Raw genomic sequence first — 19,878 nt, forward strand, 5'->3', positions numbered from 1 at the left:
TCGGCGCCGCCTGGCCGTCACTGCCCGGCCGCTGGTGCGGAGACGGCGGGCTTCGGCGCAGGCTGCTGTTCGGTGCTGCTGTCGCCGAACCCGAAGACCTGGCCCCAGAGCCACACCACCGCGCACAGGCCGGCCACGGCCCAGACGCTCAGTCCCTTGGCGGACTTCGGACCCGGCTTGCGGCGGAGGTGGCTTCGTACGCGCACGTATCCGTCCGGAACCTTCGGCATGCTGATTCCCTCCCCATCGGTCCGCGCCATGCGGACCTCCAGATCGGTTGTAGCTGCGGCCACTGACAGAACCTGATACGCCGTCATGATCGTGTGGGCGACAAGGGCGCAAGTCGGCCATGCCTTCACGATTCGCCGGCTGACCGCATGGCCCGCTGGCCTGCGCCTAGGCTTTCCGGCTGTGTGTCACGTAGCGGAAATGCAGGGCGGACCGAATGGCCAGTTCCTGCGGAGCGCGGCAGGCGGCGACTGCGCCGGGCGCCGCCCCCGTTGAGGCGGCGGCGCTGAGGGTGGTCGACCCTCTGCCACGCATTCTCCCCAGGTTCTCCCCACGGGGCCTCTGAGGCTTTGATTCACTGTTCGCTTCCGCTAAGTCGATCAGGTATGCGAGGTGGGTCGTTAAAGCCAGTCGCGCTTCTTGAAGATGACGTACAGGCTCGTGCAGACCACCGCCATCAGCAGGATTGCGAAGGGGTAGCCCGCTGCCCAATGTAGTTCCGGCATCGTCTCGAAGTTCATGCCGTAGATGGTTCCCACGAGTGTGGGTGCAAACAAGATTGCGGCCCACGAGGAGATCTTCTTGATCTCTTCGTTCTGTTCGAAGCCGGCTTCGGCCAAGGCGCGCATTTCGGCGTTCTGTTGTTGGGAGACCAGGGTGGCGTTGACCGTCAGGATTTCGGTCAGCGCCTGGCGGAAGCCGTCGACGCGTTCGCTGGTGTGGGTGACGTGGTCGGCCACGTCACGGAGGTAGCGCTGGAGTTCCTCGTCCGTGCCGTACTTCGCGAAGCCGGCCATCAGGCCGTGGAGCATGCCGACCAGGGGGCGGGTGGCGCGCTGGAACTCGACCATCTCGCGGGAGAGTTCGTAGATGCGGCGGGAGACCTCCGGGTCGCCGCGGAAGACCTCCGTCTCGATCTCGTCGATGTCGTTCTGGACGCCCGCGACGACCGGGGCGTAGCCGTCCACCACCGCGTCGAGGATCGCGTACAGGGCGGCCTCGGGGCCGAGGGAGAGGAGTTCCGGGGTCGCCTCCATGCGGCGGCGCACCGCGGAGAGGTCGGGGGCCGCGCCGTGGCGGACCGTGATCAGGAAGTCCGGGCCGACGAAGATGTGCAGCTCGCCGAACTCGACCTCCTCCGGGGCGTCGAGGTAGCGCGCCGCGCGCAGGACGACGAAGAGGGTTTCGCCGTAGCGCTCCAGCTTGGGGCGCTGGTGGGCCTCCAGGGCGTCCTCGACAGCGAGCTCGTGGAGGTTGAACTCGCCGGCCAAGGAGTGGAGTTCGGGCTCGGTGGGGCGATGCAGGCCGATCCAGGCCATGCCTTCGGGCTGGTCGCGCAGCAGGCGGAAGGTCTCCGCGAGGGTCGTGGGGGAGGCGATGCGCCGGCCGTCGCGGTAGACGGCGGAGTCGATCACGCTGCGGTGGTTCGGGGGAGTGGCGGGCTCCGGTGCGGGCTCCGGGCCGGCCGGCGGGGAGGCGGGGGGCGTGGCGGGCGGGGGCGTGGGGCGGCGCCATCCAGTGCGCTTCGCGGACGGCGAGGGGCGGCGGTCTGGGCGCTCCGGCATCGCAGGTCTGCTCCCGGTCGAAAGTCTGTTTTCGTGTGGGGTTGTGTGTGGTTTCGCGTTGTATTCGGGCAATAGGCAGGATATAGCGAGGAAGGGTTGCGGACAGGAGGTGTCCGCAATCAGGGATAGCTTGCTGTCATGGCCTCCAGGACGACGCATCCCGTACTCGATACCCGTTCACTGAACCGTGCCACGCTCGCCCGCCAGCTGCTCCTGAGCCGCGCCGCGATGTCCGCACAGGACGCCGTCGCGCACCTGCTCGGACTCCAGGCGCAGAACGTGAAGCCGCCCTACTTCCAGCTGCACGCCCGGCTCGCCGGCTTCCGGCCCGCCGAGCTCGCGGAGCTGATGGAGTCCCGCCGGGTCGTCCGGATGGTCACCATGCGGTCCACCATCCACACCCACACCGCGCACGACGCGCTGATCCTGCGGCCGCTGGTCCAGGGCGCCCGGGACCGGGAGGTCAACAACTTCCGCAAGGGCCTGGCCGGAGTGGACCTGGAGCGGCTCGGCGAGCTCGCCCGGGTGTTCGTCGAGGCCGAGCCCCGCACGATGGGCGAGATCCGCGCGGAGCTGCTCGGGCAGTGGCCGGACGCCGATCCGCAGGCCCTGTCCGTCGCCGCGCGGTGCCGGCTCCCGCTCGTCCAGGTCACACCGCGCGGGGTGTGGGGACGCAGCGGAGCGGTACGGCTCACCACGCTTCAGCAGTGGCTCGGCACGCCTGCGGATACGGCCGTGCCTGCCGTCGACGACGTCGTCCTGCGCTACCTCGGCGCCTTCGGGCCCGCCTCCGTCAAGGACATGCAGATCTGGGCCGGCCTGACCCGGCTGCGGGAGGCCTTCGAGCGGCTGCGCCCGCAGCTGGCCGTCTTCCGCGACGAGAACGGCGTCGAGCTGTTCGACCTGCCCGACGCGCCCCGCCCCGACGCCGGCACTCCGGCCCCGCCCCGCTTCCTCCCGGAGTTCGACAACCTGCTGCTCTCCCACGCCGACCGCACCCGGGTGATCGCCCCCGAGATCAAGGGGCGCACCTGGGCCGGGAACCAGGCCCACCGCACCCTCCTCGTGGACGGTTTCGTCGCCGGGCTGTGGCGGCTGGACGCCGGGCGGCTCACCGTCGAGCTCTTCGGGAACGCCTCGAAGGAGCAGAAGGACGACATCGTTGCCGAGAGGGAGCGGCTGGTCGCGGAGATGGCGGACCCGGACGGCCGCGGCGGCTCCGTGCGCTTCGGGTCAATCCGCGGCTGACGCCGCTCTGGTGGGCCGTACGCCCGGCACGGCACGATGCCTCCCATGACGCACAACACCGCCGAGAACGCAGAACACTCCGAGCACGGCTTCACCGACAGCGGCGCCACCGCCGCGTTCCTGGCCGCTCGCGACTTCCTGCTCGAACGCCGCGGGGACTACGAAGCCGCCCACGCCGGATTCACCTGGCCCCGGCCCGAGCGTTTCAACTGGGCCCTGGACTGGTTCGACCACATCGCCGCAGGCAACGGCGCCGACGCGCTGCGCATCGTCGAGGAGGACGGCACCAGCCGGTCCGTCTCCTTCGGGGAGCTGGCCGTACGGTCGGACGCCGCCGCCAACTGGCTGCGCGAGCAGGGTGTCGCGGCCGGCGACCGGGTCCTGGTCATGCTCGGGAACCAGCGCGAGCTGTGGGAGGTCATGCTCGGCGCGATGAAGCTGCGCGCCGTCGTCATCCCCGCCACCCCGCTGCTCGGCGCGGCGGACCTGCGCGACCGCATCGAGCGCGGTCACGTACGCCACGTCATCGTGCGCGCCGAGGACACCGGCAAGTTCGACGGGGTCCCCGGCACGTACACCCGGATCGCCGCCGGGCCGGACGTACCCGCCGGATGGCGGCGCCTGGAGGACATGTACGCGGCCGACGGCGATTTCCGGCCGGACGGCGAGACCCTGGCCACCGACCCGCTGATGCTGTACTTCACCTCGGGGACCACCGCCCGCCCCAAGCTCGTCGAGCACACGCACGCCTCGTACCCGATCGGGCACCTCTCCACCATGTACTGGCTCGGGCTGCGCCCCGGCGACGTGCACCTGAACATCGCCTCGCCCGGCTGGGCCAAGCACGCCTGGTCCAACCTCTTCGCCCCGTGGAACGCCGGCGCCACCGTCTTCGTGTACAACTACACCCGCTTCGACGCCGAGCGGCTGATGGCGGAGATGGACCGGCACGGCGTGACCACCTTCTGTGCCCCGCCCACCGTGTGGCGGATGCTGATCCAGTCCGACCTCACCACGCTCCGCACCCCTCCGCGCGAGGCCGTCGCCGCGGGCGAGCCGCTCAACCCCGAGGTCATCGAGAAGGTCCGCGAGGCCTGGGGCGTCACCATCCGCGACGGCTTCGGCCAGACCGAGACCACCCTCCAGATCGGCAACTTCCCCGGCGTCCCCGTCAAGCCCGGCTCGATGGGGCGCCCGGCGCCCGGGTACGAGATCGTCCTCCTCGACCCCGTCACCGGCAAGGAGTCCCCCGACGAGGGCGAGCTCTGCGTGGACCTGCGCCCCCGGCCCGCCGGGGTGATGACCGGCTACCGGGACGACCCGGAGCGCACCGCGGAGGCCATGGCGGACGGGCTCTACCGCACCGGCGACATCGCCTCGCGCGACGAGGCCGGGTACCTCACGTACGTCGGGCGCTCCGACGACGTCTTCAAGGCCTCCGACTACAAGATCAGCCCGTTCGAGCTGGAGAGCGCCCTGCTGGAACACGAGGCCGTAGCCGAGGCCGCCGTGGTCCCGGCCCCCGACCCGCTGCGCCTCGCCGTGCCGAAGGCGTACATCGCGCTCGCCGCCGGCTGGGAACCCGGGCCGGAGACCGCCCGGGCGCTGTTCGCGCACTCCCGCGCGGTGCTGTCCCCGTACAAGCGGATTCGCCGCATCGAGTTCGCGGAGCTGCCGAAGACCGTGTCCGGCAAGATCCGCCGGGTGGAGCTGCGGGAGCTCACCGCGGCCGGCTCGGGGGCGGAGTACGACGAGGCCGAGCTCGGCTGAGCGGCGGTACGGCGGAGCCGGGGCCCGGCTCCGCCGTGGCGGAGCCGGGCCTCAGGCCGGCAGCTGCGCCTCGATCGCGGCGACGACCTCGTCGGACTCGGGCTCGACACGGGGGCGGAAGCGGGCCACGACCTCACCGGCGGGCGAGATCAGGAACTTCTCGAAGTTCCACTGGATATCGCCCGCCTCGCCGTCGGCGTCCGGGGTCTTCACCAGCTCCCGGTACAGCGGGTGCCGGTTTTCCCCGTTGACCTCGGTCTTCTCCAGCATCGGGAAGGTCACGCCGAAGCCGGCCGCGCAGAAGGTCTGGATGTCCTCGGCGTTGCCGGGCTCCTGCTCGCCGAACTGGTTGCAGGGCACGCCGATGACGGTGAAGCCCTTCTCCTCGTACGCGAACTGCAGCCGGGCCAGTCCCGAGTACTGCGGGGTGAGACCGCACTGCGAGGCGGTGTTCACCAGCAGGATCGCCTTGCCCTTGTGGGCCGCCAGGCTGGTGGGCTCATCGGACAGGGTGGTCAGCGGGATGTCGTACAGGCTCATCGGGCTCTCCTCGCGGGGACGGGTCGGACAGGCGGCACCAACGGATGCGGATGGGTGTGCCGAGCCTACGTCCTGCCCCGGGGCGTGATCGCCCGGGCCGCCCCGGCTCCCGGGGAGCGCCCTACGCCCCGGTGCCCATCAGCGCGTCGGCCGGGTCGTTGACCGGCTGCGGCATGCCGGTGAGGTCCATGACGAACAGCGGTATGCCGAGGTCGTCCGCCCGGGAGCGGGCTTCCTGCGTGTATCCGGCGAGCGCGAAGTAGACGCTGGTCGCGGAGGCCGTGAGCCCGTTCAGCCAGACGCATTCCACGGCCCGCAGTCCTGCCGGCGCGGTGGTCGGGTCCACCTGCGCCACCAGCCCGGGGGCCCGCAGGTCCACGGCCGCCGAGGGGATGGGCCGCGCGTCGGGCTGCCGGACGTCCTGGAAGCCGAGCCACCGCAGGTACAGCGCGGCCGTGGCCACCGCGTCCCGGGCGGTGCGGATGGTCACCGGGCGGAACGGGGGCCGCGGCACCGGCGGCGCCGAAGGCTGTACGAGGGCCGGTCCGGCCGCCCCGTCAGCCCCGTCCGAACCCGCCGCACTGTCCGCACCGGGCCGGCCGTCCAAGGCGTCCGCGCCCGCCGCCCCACCGGGGTTCCGCGTGCCCGGAGGCCGGGGATCCGCCGCCCCCGGCCGTCCCCGTACGCCGGGATGCGGAGGCAGACCGCCCCGTACGCCGCATCCCGGCTCGGGGTCCACCGGGTGCACCGCGATCTGTACCACCGTCCCGCACGAGGCGCAGCCCAGCTCCGGGTGCGGCCACTCGCTCACCCGCCCGCAGGCCGCGCAGCGCACCGCCACCCAGCTCTCGGACCAGGTGCGGTGCGTCAGCGGCAGGGGCGGCGCCGCCAGGTCCAGCGGCGGGGTGACCGGGCTTCCGCAGGCGCAGGGGAAGACCGGGGCGGCGTAGCCGTTCTCGCGCAGGCACGCCGGGCAGCGCACCGGTACCGCTTCCGCCATGAGTCGTCGCCCCTCCGTCGCTGTGCGTGGGTCCATGCTCCACCACCTGCCACCGATGGGGCGGGCGTGCCCTCGATTTTCCGCTGATATTCCGCCGCGTCCCGGTCGTTCGTACAAGTCGCTTGCGTGAGACGCGGCTTTTGGTGTGTTCCGGGGTGTGGAAGCTCCTTGACGTGCGAGGACTGGCCGCTTAGCTTGTTCCGTATAGCAGAACAAAACTTCCGGATTGCGGAAATACGCCGGAACACAGTCTGACCGCCAGACCCGCAGGAGAACTCGATGCCTCGTATGACAGCCGCCGCCGCTGCAGTGGAGATCCTCAAGCGCGAGGGTGTGTCGCAAGCGTTCGGCGTGCCCGGCGCTGCGATCAACCCGTTCTACCGCGAGCTCAAGAACGTGGGCGGCATCAACCACACCCTCGCCCGCCACGTCGAGGGCGCCTCGCACATGGCCGAGGGCTACACCCGGGCCAAGGCGGGCAACATCGGTCTCTGCATCGGTACCTCCGGCCCGGCCGGCACCGACATGATCACCGGGCTGTACTCCGCGATCGCGGACTCGATCCCGATCCTGTGCATCACCGGCCAGGCTCCGGTCTCGAAGCTCCACAAGGAGGACTTCCAGGCCGTTGACATCGCCACGATCGCCAAGCCCGTCACCAAGGCCGCCACCACGGTCCTGGAGGCCGCGCAGGTCCCCGGTGTCTTCCAGCAGGCCTTCCACCTGATGCGCTCCGGCCGTCCCGGACCGGTCCTGATCGACCTCCCGATCGACGTCCAGCTGACCGAGATCGAGTTCGACCCGGAGACCTACGAGCCGCTGCCGGTCTACAAGCCGCAGGCCACCCGCGCCCAGGCCGAGAAGGCCCTGAACTTCCTGCTGGAGTCCGAGCGTCCGCTGATCGTCGCCGGTGGCGGCATCATCAACGCCGACGCCTGCGACCTGCTGGTCGAGTTCGCCGAGCTGACGAACATCCCGGTCATTTCCACCCTCATGGGCTGGGGCACCATCCCGGACGACCACGAGCTGGCGGCCGGCATGGTCGGCGTCCAGACCGCCCACCGCTACGGCAACGCGACGTTCCTGGAGTCGGACTTCGTCCTCGGCATCGGCAACCGCTGGGCCAACCGTCACACCGGCTACAACATGGACGCCTACACCAAGGGCCGCAAGTTCGTCCACGTCGACATCGAGCCCACCCAGATCGGCAAGATCTTCGCCCCGGACTACGGCATCGCCTCCGACGCCAAGGCCGCGCTGGAGCTGTTCATCGAGATCGCCAAGGAGCTCAAGGCCGAGGGCAAGCTCCCGGACTTCAGCGCCTGGGCGGCCTCCGCGCAGGACCGCAAGGCCACCCTGCAGCGCCGTACGCACTTCGAGAACATCCCCATGAAACCGCAGCGCGTCTACGAGGAGATGAACAAGGCGTTCGGCCCGGAGACCCGCTACGTCACCACCATCGGCCTCTCCCAGATCGCCGCCGCGCAGTTCCTGCACGTCTACAAGCCGCGCCACTGGGTCAACTGCGGCCAGGCCGGCCCGCTCGGCTGGACCATCCCGGCCGCCATCGGTGCCGCCACCGCGCAGCCGGACACCCCGGTCGTCGCCCTGTCCGGCGACTATGACTTCCAGTTCATGATCGAGGAGCTGGCGGTCGCCGCCCAGCACAAGGTCCCCTACGTCCACGTCCTGGTGAACAACGCCTACCTGGGCCTGATCCGTCAGGCGCAGGGCGGCCTCGGCATCAACTTCGAGGTCAACCTCGAGTTCGAGAACATCAACACCCCGGAGATCGGCGTCTACGGCGTCGACCACGTCAAGGTCGCCGAGGGCCTGGGCGTCAAGGCGATCCGCGTCACCGACCCGGAGAAGCTGGGCGAGGCGTTCGAGGAGGCCAAGAAGCTGGCCGTCGAGCACCAGGTCCCGGTCGTCGTCGAGGCCATCCTGGAGCGCGTCACCAACATCGCGATGAGCAAGACGGTCGACATGAGCGATGTCACCGAGTTCGAGGAGCTCGCGACCGAGCCGGGCCACGCCCCGACCGCGATCCGCCCGCTGGCCGTCTGACGGCCGGTACGGCAGCATGGGTTCACGGCCCCCGCCCCTCCGTCAGGAGAAGCGGGGGCCGTTCTGCATGCCCTACGGGGCCAGGCCGCCGATCAGCACCTCTATACCGAGGGCGAGCCGTGCGGCGGCGGGACCGGCCGCCAGCTCGGCGGCGCTCGCGGCGAGGTGCGGATGCCGGTCCGGGTCCAGCCCGGCGAGCCGCTCCTCGATGGAGACCTCGGCGTGGCGCATCTCCAGGGCGTCCTGAAGGGCGTCCGGCCCGGCGCCGGCCGGCGGGTGCGCGACGGAGACCTCGTAGGTCACCGCACCGATGTGCAGGGCGATCAGGTCGCAGCCCCATGCGGCGCGTTGGCGGTCGACACCGCCCGCCAGCAGGAGGCCGAGGATCCGGTCGAAGAGGTCGAGCCAGGCGGGGCCGGTCGGGATGGAGCCGAGCGAGACCCGGCCGATGCCGGGGTGGGCGTTGAGGACGTGGACCACGTCGGTGATCAGCCCGGCGAGGCGCTCGCGCCAGTCTCCGGGGGGAGTGCCGGGCAGCGCGGGCAGCGGCACCGTCGCGATCACCGCGTCGAGCATCAGGCGCAGCAGCTCGTCGCGTTGGGCGACGTAGACGTAGAGCGAGGCGGGGCCGGTGTCCAGCTCGGCGGCCACCTTCCGCATGGTCACCGCGTCCAGGCCCTCGCGGCGCAGCACGCGCAGGCCGGCGTCGATCACGGCCCGCTCGCTCAGCGGGGGCTTGGCGGGGCGGGAGCGGGTGCTCTTGCGGCGGGCTGCTGAATCCATGGCGTCAGGCTAGCACTTGACAGCGAACGGTGTTCGTGGCGAACGTTGTTCGTAACGAACGCCGTTCGTCATCCATTCGTCTCCATGGGGGAGCGCCGCCATGCCACATCCACATCCACATCCACATCCACATCCACATCCACATCCGCATCCACGTCGCTGGGCGGTCCTGGCCGTCGTCCTCGCCGCCGAGGTCATGGACCTCCTCGACACCACCATCACCGGGGTCGCCGCGCCCGCCATCGCCGCCGACCTGGGCGGGGGCCGGGAGACCGCCCAGTGGCTCGGCGCGGCGTACACCCTGCCCTTCGCCGTCCTGCTGATCACCGCCGGGCGGCTGGGGGACCGGTTCGGGCGGCGCCGGCTCTTCCTGATCGGAGCCGCCGGGTTCACCCTGGCCTCCGTGCTCTGCGCGCTGGCGCCGGGCCCCGGTGCCCTGATAGCGGCCCGTGCGCTACAAGGCGCGTGCGGCGCGCTGCTGCTGCCGCAGGGCTTCGGGATCATCAAGGAGACCTTCCCGGAGGAGGAACTGGGCAAGGCCTTCGGCCTGTTCGGCCCGGTCATGGGCCTGTGTGCGGTCGGCGGCCCGGTGGTGGGCGGACTCCTGGCCGGCACGGACCTGTTCGGCACCGGCTGGCGCATGGTCTTCCTGGTCAACCTGCCGCTCGGCCTGGCGGCGCTGGCCGGCGCGGCACGATGGATCCCGCGCGGCACGCCCGACGCCGCCCTGCGGCTCGACGTACCGAGCATGCTGCTGGCCGGGGCGGCCTCCGGGGCTCTGGTGTACCCGCTGGTGCAGGGGCGGGAACTGGGCTGGCCGGTCTGGGGGTTCGTCCTGCTGGCCGCAGGACCGGCCGGCTTCCTGCTCTTCGCGCGCCTCCAGCACCGGCGGCCCTCGCCCCTCATGGCCCCGAGCCTGCTGGCCAACCGGGGCTACACCAGCGGCATCCTGGTCGCGGTCGCCTTCTTCGCTTCGTTCACCGGCCTGATGATGGTGCTGTCCCTCTTCCTCCAGGGCCCGCTCGGCCTCTTGCCGCAGGGCGCGGGGTACGCGATCGCCCCCATGGCCCTGGGCATCGCCCTCTCCGCGGGCCCGGCGGGGGCGCTGGCCCGGCGGCACGGCCGGGTCGTGATCCAGTGCGGGATCGTCCTGACCGCGCTGGGGCTGGGACTGCTCGCAGCCCTGACCGACGGCGCGAGCGACGGCTGGCGGCTGGTCCCGGGCACCCTCGCCACCGGGCTCGGGATGGGCCTGGTGATCCCGCCGCTGTTCGACGTGATCCTGGCGGGCGTGTCCGAACCGGAGGTGGGCTCCGCGTCCGGCGTGCTCAATGCCGTGCAGCAACTGGCCAACGCGGTCGGTGTGGCCCTGCTGGTCACGCTCTGGTCGGCGTTCACGGACCACGGGCGCACCCCGTCGGCGGCGCTGTCCGCCACGGCCCTGGTGACGGTGGCCCTCCTGGCGGCCGCCCTCGCCCTCTCCGTACGCCTTCCCCGCCAGGCCAGGGCATGACGCAGCGCCGGGTCGGGCGGCCGCCCATGACCCGCGCTCCGGGTTGGCATACTGCGCCGATGGACAGATCAACGGCCTCCTGGTCCAACACGACGCACGACTGGGCACGCTCCGTGGACGTCGGGCACCTTGCCTCCATCCGCCGGGACCAGGCTGCATTCGCCCCCGGGGGACTGCGCCACCTGTTCCTCGAAGTCATCGCCTACGCGGCCGACGAGGCGGAGTGCACCGGCGGGGGACGGTGCACCGTCACGCTCCACGCTGATGGCTCGGTGTCCGTGGCGGACGAGGGCCGGGGCACCGACACCCGTCTCGACGATCACGGCCGGCCGGTGAAGAAGCCGGTCATGGCCACGAAGGACCTCCGGTTCTTCGACCACCCGGGCGCGCAGACGCTGCCCGACGGCCACCCGCGTCGCGGCATGTCCGTCGTCGCCGCGCTCAGCGAGTGGCTGGTCCACACCAACCGGCGCGCGGGCGGAGCCTGGGTCCAGCGCTACGAGCACGGTGTCCCCGTGACCGGCCTGACACCGGTCGCCGACGACGGCACGACCGGTACGACCGTCCACTTCCGCCCCGACGGGCCCCTGCGCGCACCGGGCGGAGCGACGTGCGAGGAACTGGCCGGGTTCACCACGCCGTGGCCGTACCTGTCGGTCGGGATCGACGACCGGCGCACCGGCTGATCACCCGCGTACGACACACGCGCACGACACGCGCGCACGACAAAGCGCCGAGTCACGGGACCGTCCGTGACTCGGCGCTTTGGGTGTGACCGCCCGACGGTGCGAGGCTGGCGCGACAGGACGTTCGCGCCGCCGGGCGGAGTACGGGTGGCCCCGGGCAGAGCCCGGCGGCCGGAGGCCGGCGCAGCCGGCCCGATGCCCGCGCAGCGGTGCGAGGACGGCGTCCAGGAGAGGCCGTTCGCGCCGCCGGGCGGAGTATTGGGGAGGTTGTCCTCGGGGACTCTGTGCGTGGCCCCCGTACACAGGGATCGGCTGGGACCGTGGCGGGCGGCGACGAGAACTCCGGCTTCGTCTCCCTCAGGTCAAGAGACGGGCCTCGGAACCCATTACCACCGCACTGGCTCGCACGCTCGCCACGGTCCTCGTCCTGCCCTCGCCGCGTACCACCCCTCATCCGGGTCCGCGGTCCGGGCTCGGCACCCGGGACCTGACCTCCCGCCAGGTCCCCGGTGCAGCTTTTCGGCTCAGGCGTCGCGCAGGGCGCGGACGGCCTCCTCGACGCGCTTGCCGTAGTCGGCGTCGGCGGCGTGGAAGTGAGCCAGGTTCTTCTCGATGACGTCTTCGAGGGTGACCTGAGACAGGCCGCCGGCGATGTTCGCCACCAGACGCTGCTTCTCGGCCTCCGACATCAGGCGGTAGAGCTCACCGGCCTGGAAGAAGTCGTCGTCCTTGGTGTGGGCCGGGGCCGCGTGGGTGCCCGTGTAGCCGGAGACGGCCTTCGGGGCGCCGAGCGCGAGACCGGTCTCGGCCGGGCCCTGGTACGAGTTGGGCTCGTAGTTCTTGTCGTGGCGGGAGCCGTTGCGCAGCGCCATGACACCGTCGCGGCCGTAGTTGTCGGCCTTCGTCGCCTTCGGGGCGTTGACCGGCAGCAGGGTGTGGTTCACACCGAGGCGGTAGCGCTGGGCGTCGGCGTACGCGAAGAGGCGGCCCTGGAGCATCTTGTCCGGCGAGGCGGTGATGCCCGGGACGAAGTTGTTCGGGGAGAAGGCGGACTGCTCGACCTCGGCGAACACGTTGTCCGGGTTGCGGTCGAGGACCAGGCGGCCCACGCGCTGCAGCGGGTAGTCGCTGTGCGGCCACACCTTGGTGAGGTCGAACGGGTTGAAGCGGTAGTCCGCGGCCTCGGCGGCCGGCATGATCTGGACGTAGAGGGTCCAGCTCGGGTTCACACCGCGCTCGATCGCCTGGAGCAGGTCGGTCTGGTGCGAGTTGGCGTCCTTGCCGACGAGCTCGGCGGCCTGCTCGCCCGACAGGCAGCGGATGCCCTGGTTCGTCTTGAAGTGGTACTTGACGAAGAAGGCCTCGCCCTGCTCGTTCGTCCACTGGTACGTGTGGGAGCCGTAGCCGTTCATGTGGCGGTACGAGGCCGGTATGCCGCGGTCACCCATGAGCCAGGTGATCTGGTGCGTCGCCTCGGGGGCGTGCGCCCAGAAGTCCCAGACGTTGTCCGGCTCCTGCTTGCCCGTGAAGGGGTCGCGCTTCTGGGAGTGGATGAAGTCGGGGAACTTGATCGGGTCCTTGATGAAGAACACCGGGGTGTTGTTGCCGACGAGGTCGTAGTTGCCCTCTTCGGTGTAGAACTTCAGCGCGAAGCCGCGCGGGTCGCGGACCGCGTCCGCGCCACCGAGCGAGTCGGCCACGGTGGAGAACCGCAGGAAGGTCTCGGTCTTCTTGCCGACCGTGTTCAGGAACGCGGCGCTGGTGTACGCGGTGACGTCGTCGGTCACTTCGAAGTGGCCGTACGCGGCCGAGCCGCGGGCGTGCACCACGCGCTCCGGGATGCGCTCACGGTTGAAGCGGGCGAGCTTCTCCAGGAGCTGCTGGTCCTGGACCAGGAGCGGGCCACCGACGCCGGCGGTGGCGGAGTTCTGATTGTCGGCGACCGGGGCGCCGGACTCGGTCGTCAGCGTGCGCTTCGACATGGTGACCTTCCGTACGGGAACCTGCTGGCGGAAAGCGTCTTCCGTCATGCGGAACAGCCTAATTTCAGGCCGAACGCAGCGTCAACAGTTTGTTGAACAAAGTTGGAGAGAGGTGATCCGGACGGTGCCGGCGCCTGGGCGCGACAGGACAGGTGTCAGCACCGGCACCATCCGGAAACTCAGGCCCCCGTGAGGGGGAGGCGGCCCGGGGGAGCGGGCCGCGGGATCAGACCTGGGCGCCGGAGAGGCGCTCGACCGCGCGGAGCAGGGCCGAGTGGTCCAGGCCGCCGTCACCCTGGGCGCGCAGCGAGGCGACGAGCTGGGCGACGACCGCGCCGACCGGCAGGGCCGCACCGACGTTGCGGGCGGCGTCCGTGACGATGCCCATGTCCTTGTGGTGCAGGTCGATCCGGAAACCGGGCTTGAAGTCGCGGTTCAGGAAGTTGTCCTTCTTGCGGGTCAGGACCGTGGAGCCGGCCAGACCGCCGTTGAGGACGTCCAGGGCGGCCTGGAGGTTCACGCCCGACTTCTCAAGGAAGACGACGGCCTCGGCGCACGCCTGGATGTTCACGGCGACGATGAGCTGGTTGGCGGCCTTCACCGTCTGGCCGGAGCCGTGCGGACCGCAGAGCACGATGACCTTGCCGAGCGCTTCGAGGATCGGCAGGGCCGCGTCGAAGTCGGCCTGCTCGCCACCCACCATGATCGACAGGACGGCCTCGATGGCGCCGGCCTCGCCGCCGGACACCGGGGCGTCGATGACGCGGATGCCCTTCTCGGCGGCGTTCTTCGCGAGGTCGACCGAGGTCTGCGGGGTGATCGACGACATGTCGATGATCAGCGCCCCGGACCTCGCGTTCTCCAGGATGCCGTTCTCGCCGTAGGAGATGGCCTCGACCTGCGGGGAGGCGGGCACCATCGTGATGATGACGTCGGCGTCCTTGACGGCCTCGGTGATCGAGCCGGCAGCGGTGCCGCCGGCGGCGGCCAGGCGGTCCAGCTTGTCCTGCTCCAGCGTGAAGCCGGTGACCGGGTAGCCGGCCTTCAGGAGGTTCTCGGCCATGGGGGAGCCCATGATTCCGAGGCCGATCCAGGCAATCTTGGGGAGGTTGCTCATGATGAGGGTCCTTCTCTTAATGCTTTGTACGAAAAGTGCGTGAGATGCCTGGCCGATCGCCCGGACTTGGTCCGCCTACCGGGCGGCGCGGGCCTCGGCCGGCAGCCACTCGAAGGAGGCGGCGGCATCGGCGGCCTTGTACTCCAGGCCTACGTAGCCCTCGTAACCGGCCTTCTTCAGCTGGTCGAGGAGCTGCTCCAGGGGCAGCTCGCCGGTGCCGGGGGCACCGCGTCCCGGCTTGTCCGCGATCTGGACGTGCCCGGTCTTGGCGGCGTACTTTTCGATGACCTCGGAGAGGTCCTCATCGTTCATCGCCAGGTGGTACAGGTCGAGCAGGAACTTGGCGTTCCCGAGGCCGGTGGCCTCGTTCACCTTGTCCACGACCTCGATGCCGGCCGGGGCGCTCACCAGTGGGTAGAGCGGTGACTCGGGCTTGTTGAGGGTCTCGATCAGGAGGATCGCACCCACGCGGTCGGCGGCCTGGGCGGCCACGACCAGGTTCTTCAGGGCCAGCTCGTCCTGGACGGCCGGGTCCACACCCTCGACCCGGTTGCCGTACAGGGCGTTGAGAGCCTTGCAGCCGACCGAGACGGCGAAGTCCGCAGCCACGTTGATGTTCGCGTTGAAGCGGTCCGACTCCTCACCGGGTACCGAAACCGCACCGCGGTCCGGGCCCGGCAGCCGGCCGGCGTAGAAGTTCAGGCCCACCAGCTGGGTGCCGGCGTCCTCAAGAGCCTTCTTGAGGGCGTCCAGCTCTTCCTGGGCGGGGGTGGGGGTCTCGATCCAGGGCCACCACAGCTCGACCGCCGTGAAGCCTGCCGCGGCGGCGGCCGCGGGGCGCTCCAGGAGCGGGAGTTCCGTGAAGAGGATCGAAAGGTTCACATCGAAGCGCTGGTCCGTGTATCCCATGAGGGGTGTGCGCTCCTTCCGTATTGCGGAAGTTAGTTTCTGCTTGATGGAAGACTGCATCGGGCTTGTCGTAGATGTCAAGCCCGGACTCCCGGAAAATCGTGACCGGGAGGTAGCTTGACCAGGGTGCGATTGAGAGTGGAGTTCACGACCGAGCCCTTCGATCTCGAAGAGGCCCCCGCCCATGCCGTGGCTGCTCGCGAGGTCATCCAGAAGGCCCAGCTGGACGCGGTGGACGTAGGTCCGTTCGGCAACACGGCCGAGGGTGACGCCGATGCGGTCCTGGCCGCGGTGTCCGCGCTGCTGCGCGACTCGCTGGAGTCCGGGGCCACGCGTGTCTCGCTCCAGGTCAACGTGATCGGGGAGGACACCCCATGACCGAGCCCCGCGACCACCCGTTCGTCACCGCGGTCAAGCCGCTGGTGGACGCGATGGGCGGCGAGCTGATGGATCCCGCCCTGGCCCGGCCCGACGACGTCGTGCTGAGCTGGGAGGGGCAGGACCTGCTGGCCGTACGGCTGCCCCAGCTGTCCGACTCGCTGGACCGCATCCTGGCGGCGCTGGAGCGCCGGTACGGCGTACCGTTGTCCCAGCTCGACCGGAAGACCAAGCAGGACGTCGTGCGGATACTGGAGGCGCGGGGCGCCTTCTCCGTGCGGCACGGCGTGGAGACGGTCGCGGGGGCCCTGGGCGTAAGCCGTTTCACGGTCTACAACTATCTGAACAGGGAAAATCCCGGCAAAAACAACCAAGCGTGAAACCTGGCCGACCCACAGTGACGAGCCGCCGCCCAATTCATCCGGGCGGCGGCTTTTGTGTACGCGAAGTTTCAACAAAGTGTTGACGCCGTGTTGTCGAGGGCGTTAGCTATGCCCAGCCCGTCTAAGCAACAACAGGCCACGGAGGCCTACCGTGACTTCGAGTCCGACCCCGGGTCTCACCCGGTTCAACACCTTGGACGACAGTGCGGCCACGGCCGAGCTGCACGAGGTGTGCGCCAGCTCGGCATGGGTGGGCAAGCTGTTCGCCCAGCGCCCCTTCGCCACCGTCGACGCCCTCTTCGCCGCGAACGAGGCCGCCATGGCCGAGCTCACGGCCGAGGACCTCGGCGAGGCCATGGGCGGCCACGCGCCGATCGGCCGGCCGAAGCCGGGGGACCCGACCTCCGCCCGCGAGCAGCGCGGTATGGCCGGCGCCTCGGAGGAGCTCAAGAACGAGCTCCTCGAACTGAACCTGGCGTACCAGGAGAAGTTCGGCCATGTCTTCCTCATCTGCGCCACCGGTGCGACCGGTGAGTTCATGCGGGACGCGGTCAAGGTCCGGATCGACAATTCGCCGGAGCAGGAGCGGGAGATCGCCCGCGGTGAACTGGTGAAGATCAACCGGATCCGCCTGACCCGCCTCGCAGAACTCGCAGAAGAAGGAGCGTGACCATGAGCACCGAGACCACCGCGTCGGTGTCCACGCACATCCTGGACACCAGCATCGGACGCCCCGCCGAGGGCGTCGCCATCTCCCTGTCGGCCCGTACGGGACCGGGCGGCGAGTGGGCGGCCCTGGGCGGCTCCGCCACCGATGCGGACGGGCGCTGCAAGGACCTGCCGGCGCTGCCGGAGGGCACCACACACGTGCGTCTCGACTTCGAGACCGAGACGTACTTCTTTAGTAAGCACAGTTCCAAGAAGCAAGCCGAGGCGCAGCAGGACGCCCCCCGCGTAAGGGACAGCGGTGCGTTTTTCCCGGAAGTGACGATCACCTTCGCTGTCACTCCCGGCGAGCACTACCACGTACCGCTGCTGCTCAACCCGTTCGGCTACTCCGTTTACCGAGGGAGCTAGCATGGCCACGATTCTGGGCCAGAACCAGTACGGCAAGGCAGAGAACCGCGTCGTCAAGATCACGCGGGACGGCGACACCCACCACATCAAGGACCTGAACGTCTCCGTCGCCCTCTCCGGCGACATGGACGACGTCCACTACTCCGGCTCGAACGCCAACGTCCTTCCGACGGACACCACCAAGAACACGGTGTACGCGTTCGCCAAGGAGTACGGCATCGAGTCCGCCGAGCAGTTCGGCATCCACCTGGCGCGCTGGTTCGTGAACAGCCAGGAGCCGATCCAGCGCGCGCGCATCCGGATCGAGGAGTACGCCTGGGACCGGATCGCCACCTCGGACGCCAACTCCAAGTTCATCGGCTCCGACGAGGTCAACCACTCCTTCGTCCGCAAGGGCATGGAGACCCGCGTCACCCAGATCACGTACGACGGCCGGAACTGGGAGGTCATTTCCGGCCTCAAGGACCTGATCGTCATGAACTCCACGAACTCCGAGTTCTGGGGTTACGTGAAGGACAAGTACACGACCCTGCAGGAGGCGTACGACCGCATCCTGGCCACCCAGGTGTCGGGCCGCTGGCGCTTCAACTGGTCGGACGACGAGCAGCGGATGCCCAACTGGGAGAAGTCCTACGCCGAGACCAAGAAGCACATGCTCCAGGCCTTCGCGGAGACCTACTCGCTCTCGCTCCAGCAGACCCTGTACCAGATGGGTTCGCGCATCATCAACCACCGTTCGGAGATCGACGAGGTCCGCTTCTCGCTCCCGAACAAGCACCACTTCCTCGTCGACCTTGAGCCGTTCGGCCTCAAGAACGACAACGAGGTCTACTTCGCCGCGGACCGCCCGTACGGTCTGATCGAGGCGACGGTCCTGCGGGACGGCGTCGACGCCCGTATCCCCGTAGACATGACCAACCTCTGATGCGGCAGGCGCGTCCCGGGGCTCCGCAGTGGCCCCGGGACCGCGCGACACGTTTCAACTTCCTGAATCGGCACCCGGACGCACCACATGGGACGGCAGTACTGTCAGCTGTCAAAGTCCCCGGCTCCGGCACTCAAATCCCCTGGGTTCTGCCGTGCCCGCACCGCCACTGAAAGCACGAGGAAGTCCCATGGCAGCATCGGCAGCGCATGACGGCGCCGTAGAGCGCATCGTCATCGAGAACTGTGCGATTGCGACCGTCGACGCGAACGACACCGAGTACGCCTCGGGCTACGTGGTCGTCGCCGGCAACAAGATCGAGTCGCTCGGCGCGGGCAAAGCCCCCGAGAACCTCGACAACGTGGTCCGCCGCATCGACGGAACGGGTCACCTCGTCACCCCGGGCCTGGTCAACACCCACCACCACTTCTACCAGTGGATCACCCGTGGCCTGGCCACCGACCACAACCTCTTCAACTGGCTCGTCGCGCTGTACCCGACGTGGGCGCGCATCGACGAGCAGATGGCCTACACGGCCGCCCAGGGCTCCCTGGCGATGATGGCCAAGGGCGGCGTCACCACCGCCATGGACCACCACTACGTCTACCCCAAGGGCTCCGGCGACCTCTCCGGCGCGATCATCCGTGCCGCGTCCGAGATGGGCGTCCGCTTCACCCTCGCCCGCGGCTCCATGGACCGCAGCAAGAAGGACGGCGGCCTGCCGCCGGACCACGCCGTCGAGACCCTCGAAGGCGCGCTCGCGGACACCGAGGCGACGGTCAAGAAGCACCACGACCACTCCTTCGACGCGATGACCCAGGTCGCCGTCGCCCCCTGCTCCCCCTTCTCGGTCTCCACCGAGCTGCTGAAGCAGGGCGCCGAGCTGGCCCGCCGCCTCGGTGTGCGCATGCACACGCACGGCAGCGAGACCGTCGAGGAAGAGCAGTTCTGCAAGGAACTGTTCGGCATGGGCCCGACGGACTACTTCGAGTCGACCGGCTGGCTCGGCGAGGACGTGTGGATGGCGCACAGCGTCCACATGAACGACTCCGACATCGCCGCGTTCGCCCGCACCAAGACCGGTGTCGCGCACTGCCCGTCCTCCAACGCCCGTCTGGCCGCCGGCATCGCCCGCGTGCCCGACATGCTCGCCGCCGGCGTCCCGGTCGGCCTCGGCGTGGACGGCACCGCCTCCAACGAGTCCGGTGAACTGCACACCGAGCTGCGCAACGCGCTGCTGATCAACCGTCTGAACCCGGTCCACCGCGAGGCCGCCCTCAACGCGCGCCAGGCCCTGCGCCTCGGTACGTACGGCGGCGCCCAGGTCCTCGGGCGCGCCGACAACATCGGCTCCCTGGAGCCGGGCAAGCTCGCCGACCTGGTGATGTGGAACCTGGGCACGCTGGCCCACTCCTCCATCGCCGACCCGGTCATCGCGCTGGTCTTCGGTGCGGCCGCCCCGGTCACCCTCTCGCTGGTCAACGGCAAGCAGATCGTCGAGAACAACCGACTGCTCTTCGCCGACGAGGACGCCATCGCGGTGTCCACCCGCGAAGAGGCCCAGCGCCTCGCGCGCATCACCGCGCAGGGCTGATCCCCTCCCCTGGCTCTGCCAGGGGCCACACCCCCGGCCGCAGCCGGGGGGGTACCCCAGAAGTCCGGCCGGGGGGGGCGGGCCCCCGCCGGAGGGCGGGGGGCCCCGCGGGG

General features: G+C 70.0%; 19 protein-coding genes. 11 read left to right on the forward strand and 8 right to left on the reverse strand.

The window, feature by feature from the left end:
• Positions 1-17: 17 nt before the first annotated feature.
• A complete protein-coding gene (locus ABTY04_RS15490) occupies positions 18-230 on the reverse strand; it encodes a hypothetical protein (protein WP_352213880.1) in 213 nt (70 codons plus the stop codon).
• A 399-nt stretch (positions 231-629) separates the two neighbouring features.
• Positions 630-1,793 (reverse strand): magnesium and cobalt transport protein CorA, encoded by a 1,164-nt coding sequence (locus ABTY04_RS15495; RefSeq protein WP_352213881.1) that lies wholly within the window; start codon positions 1,791-1,793, stop codon positions 630-632.
• A gap of 138 nt (positions 1,794-1,931) precedes the next feature.
• Between ABTY04_RS15495 and ABTY04_RS15500 the strand changes: the two genes are divergently transcribed.
• Positions 1,932-3,041 carry a winged helix DNA-binding domain-containing protein gene (locus ABTY04_RS15500; protein ID WP_352213882.1) on the forward strand — a complete coding sequence of 370 codons (1,110 nt, stop codon included), beginning with the start codon at positions 1,932-1,934 and terminating at the stop codon, positions 3,039-3,041.
• A gap of 45 nt (positions 3,042-3,086) precedes the next feature.
• Positions 3,087-4,811 carry an AMP-binding protein gene (locus ABTY04_RS15505; protein ID WP_352213883.1) on the forward strand — a complete coding sequence of 575 codons (1,725 nt, stop codon included), beginning with the start codon at positions 3,087-3,089 and terminating at the stop codon, positions 4,809-4,811.
• Between the two features lie 51 nt (positions 4,812-4,862).
• On the opposite strand, the gene ABTY04_RS15510 is transcribed toward ABTY04_RS15505, so the two are convergent.
• Complete coding sequence (locus tag ABTY04_RS15510; RefSeq protein WP_352213884.1) at positions 4,863-5,351, reverse strand: glutathione peroxidase; 489 nt, start codon at positions 5,349-5,351, stop codon at positions 4,863-4,865.
• Between the two features lie 121 nt (positions 5,352-5,472).
• Positions 5,473-6,387: a hypothetical protein gene (locus tag ABTY04_RS15515; RefSeq protein ID WP_502996642.1), complete on the reverse strand. Its 915-nt coding sequence runs from the start codon at positions 6,385-6,387 to the stop codon at positions 5,473-5,475.
• Between the two features lie 243 nt (positions 6,388-6,630).
• Between ABTY04_RS15515 and gcl the strand changes: the two genes are divergently transcribed.
• Positions 6,631-8,418: a glyoxylate carboligase gene (gene gcl / locus ABTY04_RS15520; protein ID WP_352213885.1), complete on the forward strand. Its 1,788-nt coding sequence runs from the start codon at positions 6,631-6,633 to the stop codon at positions 8,416-8,418.
• A 72-nt stretch (positions 8,419-8,490) separates the two neighbouring features.
• Here the strand turns inward: gcl and ABTY04_RS15525 are convergent, their stop codons facing one another.
• Positions 8,491-9,201 (reverse strand): TetR/AcrR family transcriptional regulator, encoded by a 711-nt coding sequence (locus ABTY04_RS15525; protein ID WP_352213886.1) that lies wholly within the window; start codon positions 9,199-9,201, stop codon positions 8,491-8,493.
• A 100-nt stretch (positions 9,202-9,301) separates the two neighbouring features.
• On the opposite strand from ABTY04_RS15525, the gene ABTY04_RS15530 reads away from it, so the two are divergent.
• Positions 9,302-10,714 (forward strand): MFS transporter, encoded by a 1,413-nt coding sequence (locus tag ABTY04_RS15530; RefSeq protein WP_352213887.1) that lies wholly within the window; start codon positions 9,302-9,304, stop codon positions 10,712-10,714.
• 59 nt (positions 10,715-10,773) lie between these two features.
• On the forward strand, positions 10,774-11,400 hold the full coding sequence (locus tag ABTY04_RS15535) for an ATP-binding protein (RefSeq protein WP_352213888.1): 627 nt from the start codon (positions 10,774-10,776) through the stop codon (positions 11,398-11,400).
• 524 nt (positions 11,401-11,924) lie between these two features.
• Here ABTY04_RS15535 and ABTY04_RS15540 read toward each other — a convergent pair.
• The 3 genes from ABTY04_RS15540 to ABTY04_RS15550 form a co-directional block, all read right to left on the reverse strand.
• Positions 11,925-13,382: a catalase gene (locus ABTY04_RS15540; RefSeq protein ID WP_352213944.1), complete on the reverse strand. Its 1,458-nt coding sequence runs from the start codon at positions 13,380-13,382 to the stop codon at positions 11,925-11,927.
• Positions 13,383-13,608: 226 nt separating this feature from the next.
• Complete coding sequence (locus ABTY04_RS15545) at positions 13,609-14,499, reverse strand: 2-hydroxy-3-oxopropionate reductase (RefSeq protein WP_352213889.1); 891 nt, start codon at positions 14,497-14,499, stop codon at positions 13,609-13,611.
• Between the two features lie 75 nt (positions 14,500-14,574).
• Complete coding sequence (locus ABTY04_RS15550; protein ID WP_352213890.1) at positions 14,575-15,408, reverse strand: TIM barrel protein; 834 nt, start codon at positions 15,406-15,408, stop codon at positions 14,575-14,577.
• A 126-nt stretch (positions 15,409-15,534) separates the two neighbouring features.
• Between ABTY04_RS15550 and ABTY04_RS15555 the strand changes: the two genes are divergently transcribed.
• The 6 genes from ABTY04_RS15555 (at position 15,535) to ABTY04_RS15580 (ending at position 19,765) form a co-directional block, all read left to right on the forward strand.
• On the forward strand, positions 15,535-15,786 hold the full coding sequence (locus ABTY04_RS15555) for a thiamine-binding protein (RefSeq protein ID WP_352213891.1): 252 nt from the start codon (positions 15,535-15,537) through the stop codon (positions 15,784-15,786).
• Entirely contained in the window at positions 15,783-16,166 is a 384-nt protein-coding gene (locus tag ABTY04_RS15560; protein WP_352213892.1) for a helix-turn-helix domain-containing protein, read from the forward strand. Before ABTY04_RS15555 ends, ABTY04_RS15560 begins: the two co-directional genes overlap by 4 nt.
• A 154-nt stretch (positions 16,167-16,320) precedes the next feature.
• A complete protein-coding gene (uraD, locus tag ABTY04_RS15565; RefSeq protein WP_352213893.1) occupies positions 16,321-16,839 on the forward strand; it encodes a 2-oxo-4-hydroxy-4-carboxy-5-ureidoimidazoline decarboxylase in 519 nt (172 codons plus the stop codon).
• 2 nt (positions 16,840-16,841) lie between these two features.
• Entirely contained in the window at positions 16,842-17,246 is a 405-nt protein-coding gene (gene uraH / locus ABTY04_RS15570) for a hydroxyisourate hydrolase (RefSeq protein ID WP_352213894.1), read from the forward strand.
• Between the two features lies 1 nt (position 17,247).
• Entirely contained in the window at positions 17,248-18,171 is a 924-nt protein-coding gene (gene pucL, locus ABTY04_RS15575) for a factor-independent urate hydroxylase (RefSeq protein WP_352213895.1), read from the forward strand.
• A gap of 190 nt (positions 18,172-18,361) precedes the next feature.
• The gene (locus tag ABTY04_RS15580) at positions 18,362-19,765 is read left to right on the forward strand and encodes an 8-oxoguanine deaminase (protein WP_352213896.1); all 1,404 of its coding nucleotides are present in this window, start codon (positions 18,362-18,364) and stop codon (positions 19,763-19,765) included.
• Positions 19,766-19,878 lie beyond the last annotated feature (113 nt).

Origin of the sequence: Streptomyces sp. NPDC097981 (assembly GCF_040302565.1) — a bacterium.
Lineage (GTDB): Bacteria > Actinomycetota > Actinomycetes > Streptomycetales > Streptomycetaceae > Streptomyces.

What these genes read in the sequence shown, in the direction of transcription:
- ABTY04_RS15490 (WP_352213880.1), bottom strand. Translation starts at nt 230, where the DNA reads ATGCCGAAGGTTCCGGACGGATACGTGCGCGTACGAAGCCACCTCCGC.
- ABTY04_RS15495 (WP_352213881.1), bottom strand. Translation starts at nt 1,793, where the DNA reads ATGCCGGAGCGCCCAGACCGCCGCCCCTCGCCGTCCGCGAAGCGCACT.
- ABTY04_RS15500 (WP_352213882.1), top strand. Translation starts at nt 1,932, where the DNA reads ATGGCCTCCAGGACGACGCATCCCGTACTCGATACCCGTTCACTGAAC.
- ABTY04_RS15505 (WP_352213883.1), top strand. Translation starts at nt 3,087, where the DNA reads ATGACGCACAACACCGCCGAGAACGCAGAACACTCCGAGCACGGCTTC.
- ABTY04_RS15510 (WP_352213884.1), bottom strand. Translation starts at nt 5,351, where the DNA reads ATGAGCCTGTACGACATCCCGCTGACCACCCTGTCCGATGAGCCCACC.
- ABTY04_RS15515 (WP_502996642.1), bottom strand. Translation starts at nt 6,387, where the DNA reads ATGGACCCACGCACAGCGACGGAGGGGCGACGACTCATGGCGGAAGCG.
- gcl (WP_352213885.1), top strand. Translation starts at nt 6,631, where the DNA reads ATGCCTCGTATGACAGCCGCCGCCGCTGCAGTGGAGATCCTCAAGCGC.
- ABTY04_RS15525 (WP_352213886.1), bottom strand. Translation starts at nt 9,201, where the DNA reads ATGGATTCAGCAGCCCGCCGCAAGAGCACCCGCTCCCGCCCCGCCAAG.
- ABTY04_RS15530 (WP_352213887.1), top strand. Translation starts at nt 9,302, where the DNA reads ATGCCACATCCACATCCACATCCACATCCACATCCACATCCACATCCG.
- ABTY04_RS15535 (WP_352213888.1), top strand. Translation starts at nt 10,774, where the DNA reads ATGGACAGATCAACGGCCTCCTGGTCCAACACGACGCACGACTGGGCA.
- ABTY04_RS15540 (WP_352213944.1), bottom strand. Translation starts at nt 13,382, where the DNA reads ATGTCGAAGCGCACGCTGACGACCGAGTCCGGCGCCCCGGTCGCCGAC.
- ABTY04_RS15545 (WP_352213889.1), bottom strand. Translation starts at nt 14,499, where the DNA reads ATGAGCAACCTCCCCAAGATTGCCTGGATCGGCCTCGGAATCATGGGC.
- ABTY04_RS15550 (WP_352213890.1), bottom strand. Translation starts at nt 15,408, where the DNA reads ATGGGATACACGGACCAGCGCTTCGATGTGAACCTTTCGATCCTCTTC.
- ABTY04_RS15560 (WP_352213892.1), top strand. Translation starts at nt 15,783, where the DNA reads ATGACCGAGCCCCGCGACCACCCGTTCGTCACCGCGGTCAAGCCGCTG.
- uraH (WP_352213894.1), top strand. Translation starts at nt 16,842, where the DNA reads ATGAGCACCGAGACCACCGCGTCGGTGTCCACGCACATCCTGGACACC.
- pucL (WP_352213895.1), top strand. Translation starts at nt 17,248, where the DNA reads ATGGCCACGATTCTGGGCCAGAACCAGTACGGCAAGGCAGAGAACCGC.
- ABTY04_RS15580 (WP_352213896.1), top strand. Translation starts at nt 18,362, where the DNA reads ATGGCAGCATCGGCAGCGCATGACGGCGCCGTAGAGCGCATCGTCATC.